The organism is Pseudomonas defluvii (genome assembly GCF_001695625.1).
In the GTDB taxonomy this organism is placed as follows: Bacteria; Pseudomonadota; Gammaproteobacteria; order Pseudomonadales; family Pseudomonadaceae; genus Aquipseudomonas; species Aquipseudomonas defluvii.
In genome coordinates this window covers 1-5,073 of the sequence record NZ_MBPN01000186.1, presented here as the reverse complement: position 1 = coordinate 5,073, position 5,073 = coordinate 1, and the positions used below count along the sequence as shown (strand labels likewise).

The window sequence follows — 5,073 nt, the reverse complement described above, 5'->3', positions numbered from 1 at the left end:
GCTCTTAACCAACCGCTCTTTAACAATCGAATCAAGCAATTCGTGTGGGTGCTTGTGAAATCAGACTGATAGTCAAAAAGATTATCAGCATCACAAGTGACTACACGAGAAATCGAAATAGTCATTTGAGATTGCTGAGCCAAGTTTAGGGTTTTCTCAAAACCCAAGCAGTATTGAACTGAAGAGTTTGATCATGGCTCAGATTGAACGCTGGCGGCAGGCCTAACACATGCAAGTCGAGCGGATGACGGGAGCTTGCTCCTTGATTCAGCGGCGGACGGGTGAGTAATACCTAGGAATCTGCCTGATAGTGGGGGACAACGTTTCGAAAGGAACGCTAATACCGCATACGTCCTACGGGAGAAAGCAGGGGACCTTCGGGCCTTGCGCTATCAGATGAGCCTAGGTCGGATTAGCTAGTTGGTGAGGTAATGGCTCACCAAGGCGACGATCCGTAACTGGTCTGAGAGGATGATCAGTCACACTGGAACTGAGACACGGTCCAGACTCCTACGGGAGGCAGCAGTGGGGAATATTGGACAATGGGCGAAAGCCTGATCCAGCCATGCCGCGTGTGTGAAGAAGGTCTTCGGATTGTAAAGCACTTTAAGTTGGGAGGAAGGGCAGTAAGCTAATACCTTGCTGTTTTGACGTTACCGACAGAATAAGCACCGGCTAACTCTGTGCCAGCAGCCGCGGTAATACAGAGGGTGCAAGCGTTAATCGGAATTACTGGGCGTAAAGCGCGCGTAGGTGGTTCGTTAAGTTGGATGTGAAATCCCCGGGCTCAACCTGGGAACTGCATCCAAAACTGGCGAGCTAGAGTAGGGCAGAGGGTGGTGGAATTTCCTGTGTAGCGGTGAAATGCGTAGATATAGGAAGGAACACCAGTGGCGAAGGCGACCACCTGGGCTCATACTGACACTGAGGTGCGAAAGCGTGGGGAGCAAACAGGATTAGATACCCTGGTAGTCCACGCCGTAAACGATGTCAACTAGCCGTTGGAATCCTTGAGATTTTAGTGGCGCAGCTAACGCATTAAGTTGACCGCCTGGGGAGTACGGCCGCAAGGTTAAAACTCAAATGAATTGACGGGGGCCCGCACAAGCGGTGGAGCATGTGGTTTAATTCGAAGCAACGCGAAGAACCTTACCAGGCCTTGACATCCAATGAACTTTCCAGAGATGGATTGGTGCCTTCGGGAACATTGAGACAGGTGCTGCATGGCTGTCGTCAGCTCGTGTCGTGAGATGTTGGGTTAAGTCCCGTAACGAGCGCAACCCTTGTCCTTAGTTACCAGCACGTTATGGTGGGCACTCTAAGGAGACTGCCGGTGACAAACCGGAGGAAGGTGGGGATGACGTCAAGTCATCATGGCCCTTACGGCCTGGGCTACACACGTGCTACAATGGTCGGTACAGAGGGTTGCCAAGCCGCGAGGTGGAGCTAATCTCACAAAACCGATCGTAGTCCGGATCGCAGTCTGCAACTCGACTGCGTGAAGTCGGAATCGCTAGTAATCGCGAATCAGAATGTCGCGGTGAATACGTTCCCGGGCCTTGTACACACCGCCCGTCACACCATGGGAGTGGGTTGCACCAGAAGTAGCTAGTCTAACCTTCGGGGGGACGGTTACCACGGTGTGATTCATGACTGGGGTGAAGTCGTAACAAGGTAGCCGTAGGGGAACCTGCGGCTGGATCACCTCCTTAATCGACGACATCAGCTGCTTCATAAGCTCCCACACGAATTGCTTGATTCATTGAAGAAGACGATTAGGTGGCACTTTCACTGGTGTTTATTCAGGCTAAGGTAAAATTTGTGAGTGTCTCTTAAGTCTTAAGAGTATTGCGAATTTTCGGCGAATGTCGTCTTCACAGTATAACCAGATTGCTTGGGGTTATATGGTCAAGTGAAGAAGCGCATACGGTGGATGCCTTGGCAGTCAGAGGCGATGAAAGACGTGGTAGCCTGCGATAAGCTTCGGGGAGTCGGCAAACAGACTTTGATCCGGAGATCTCTGAATGGGGGAACCCACCTAGGATAACCTAGGTATCTTGTACTGAATACATAGGTGCAAGAGGCGAACCAGGGGAACTGAAACATCTAAGTACCCTGAGGAAAAGAAATCAACCGAGATTCCCTTAGTAGTGGCGAGCGAACGGGGACTAGCCCTTAAGTTGATTTGAGATTAGCGGAACGCTCTGGAAAGTGCGGCCATAGTGGGTGATAGCCCTGTACGCGAAAATCTCTTATCAATGAAATCGAGTAGGACGGAGCACGAGAAACTTTGTCTGAATATGGGGGGACCATCCTCCAAGGCTAAATACTACTGACTGACCGATAGTGAACTAGTACCGTGAGGGAAAGGCGAAAAGAACCCCGGAGAGGGGAGTGAAATAGATCCTGAAACCGTATGCGTACAAGCAGTGGGAGCCTACTTGTTAGGTGACTGCGTACCTTTTGTATAATGGGTCAGCGACTTATATTCAGTGGCGAGCTTAACCGAATAGGGGAGGCGTAGCGAAAGCGAGTCTTAATAGGGCGTTTAGTCGCTGGGTATAGACCCGAAACCGGGCGATCTATCCATGGGCAGGTTGAAGGTTAGGTAACACTGACTGGAGGACCGAACCGACTACCGTTGAAAAGTTAGCGGATGACCTGTGGATCGGAGTGAAAGGCTAATCAAGCTCGGAGATAGCTGGTTCTCCTCGAAAGCTATTTAGGTAGCGCCTCATGTATCACTGTAGGGGGTAGAGCACTGTTTCGGCTAGGGGGTCATCCCGACTTACCAAACCGATGCAAACTCCGAATACCTACAAGTGCCGAGCATGGGAGACACACGGCGGGTGCTAACGTCCGTCGTGAAAAGGGAAACAACCCAGACCGTCAGCTAAGGTCCCAAAGTCATGGTTAAGTGGGAAACGATGTGGGAAGGCTTAGACAGCTAGGAGGTTGGCTTAGAAGCAGCCACCCTTTAAAGAAAGCGTAATAGCTCACTAGTCGAGTCGGCCTGCGCGGAAGATGTAACGGGGCTCAAACCATGCACCGAAGCTACGGGTGTCACTTAGGTGACGCGGTAGAGGAGCGTTCTGTAAGCCTGTGAAGGTGAGTTGAGAAGCTTGCTGGAGGTATCAGAAGTGCGAATGCTGACATGAGTAACGACAATGGGAGTGAAAAACTCCCACGCCGAAAGACCAAGGTTTCCTGCGCAACGTTAATCGACGCAGGGTTAGTCGGTCCCTAAGGCGAGGCTGAAAAGCGTAGTCGATGGAAAACAGGTTAATATTCCTGTACTTCTGGTTATTGCGATGGAGGGACGGAGAAGGCTAGGCCAGCTTGGCGTTGGTTGTCCAAGTTTAAGGTGGTAGGCTGAGATCTTAGGTAAATCCGGGATCTTAAGGCCGAGAGCTGATGACGAGTGCTCTTTAGAGCGCGAAGTGGTTGATGCCATGCTTCCAAGAAAAGCTTCTAAGCTTCAGATAACCAGGAACCGTACCCCAAACCGACACAGGTGGTTGGGTAGAGAATACCAAGGCGCTTGAGAGAACTCGGGTGAAGGAACTAGGCAAAATGGCACCGTAACTTCGGGAGAAGGTGCGCCGGTGAGGGTGAAGGACTTGCTCCGTAAGCCCATGCCGGTCGAAGATACCAGGCCGCTGCGACTGTTTATTAAAAACACAGCACTCTGCAAACACGAAAGTGGACGTATAGGGTGTGACGCCTGCCCGGTGCCGGAAGGTTAATTGATGGGGTTAGCTAACGCGAAGCTCTTGATCGAAGCCCCGGTAAACGGCGGCCGTAACTATAACGGTCCTAAGGTAGCGAAATTCCTTGTCGGGTAAGTTCCGACCTGCACGAATGGCGTAACGATGGCGGCGCTGTCTCCACCCGAGACTCAGTGAAATTGAAATCGCTGTGAAGATGCAGTGTATCCGCGGCTAGACGGAAAGACCCCGTGAACCTTTACTATAGCTTTGCACTGGACTTTGAATTTGCTTGTGTAGGATAGGTGGGAGGCTTTGAAGCGTGGACGCCAGTTCGCGTGGAGCCATCCTTGAAATACCACCCTGGCAACTTTGAGGTTCTAACTCAGGTCCGTCATCCGGATCGAGGACAGTGTATGGTGGGTAGTTTGACTGGGGCGGTCTCCTCCTAAAGAGTAACGGAGGAGTACGAAGGTGCGCTCAGACCGGTCGGAAATCGGTCGTAGAGTATAAAGGCAAAAGCGCGCTTGACTGCGAGACAGACACGTCGAGCAGGTACGAAAGTAGGTCTTAGTGATCCGGTGGTTCTGTATGGAAGGGCCATCGCTCAACGGATAAAAGGTACTCCGGGGATAACAGGCTGATACCGCCCAAGAGTTCATATCGACGGCGGTGTTTGGCACCTCGATGTCGGCTCATCACATCCTGGGGCTGAAGCCGGTCCCAAGGGTATGGCTGTTCGCCATTTAAAGTGGTACGCGAGCTGGGTTTAGAACGTCGTGAGACAGTTCGGTCCCTATCTGCCGTGGACGTTTGAGATTTGAGAGGGGCTGCTCCTAGTACGAGAGGACCGGAGTGGACGAACCTCTGGTGTTCCGGTTGTCACGCCAGTGGCATTGCCGGGTAGCTATGTTCGGAAGAGATAACCGCTGAAAGCATCTAAGCGGGAAACTTGCCTCAAGATGAGATCTCACTGGAGCCTTGAGCTCCCTGAAGGGCCGTCGAAGACTACGACGTTGATAGGTTGGGTGTGTAAGTGCTGTGAGGCATTGAGCTAACCAATACTAATTGCCCGTGAGGCTTGACCATATAACACCCAAGCAATTTGCGTCGAAATGACCAGATTGCGGTGTTGTGAAGACGAAACGAACCGAAAATTTGCAACTCACAACTATCACATACCCGATTTGCTGGAGCGTCGAAAGACGGTCTGGTACACAGAATTTCTTGACGACCATAGAGCATTGGAACCACCTGATCCCATCCCGAACTCAGCAGTGAAACGATGCATCGCCGATGGTAGTGTGGGGTTTCCCCATGTGAGAGTAGGTCATCGTCAAGATTAAATTCCGAAACCCCTATCTGC

Annotated in this window: 3 rRNA genes; all 3 read left to right on the top strand. The window is 51.5% G+C overall.

Annotation, left to right across the window (positions count from 1 at the left end):
• Positions 1 to 175 precede the first annotated feature (175 nt).
• The 3 genes from EKA13_RS25800 to rrf all read left to right on the top strand — a co-directional run bounded on the left by EKA13_RS25800 (position 176) and on the right by rrf (position 5,049).
• Positions 176 to 1,712: ribosomal RNA gene (locus tag EKA13_RS25800) — 16S ribosomal RNA — on the top strand.
• Positions 1,713 to 1,906: 194 nt separating this feature from the next.
• A 23S ribosomal RNA gene (locus tag EKA13_RS25795) occupies positions 1,907 to 4,796 on the top strand.
• A gap of 137 nt (positions 4,797 to 4,933) precedes the next feature.
• Positions 4,934 to 5,049, top strand: a 5S ribosomal RNA gene (gene rrf / locus EKA13_RS25790).
• The 16S, 23S and 5S rRNA genes sit together here, the layout of an rRNA operon.
• Positions 5,050 to 5,073: the final 24 nt, after the last annotated feature.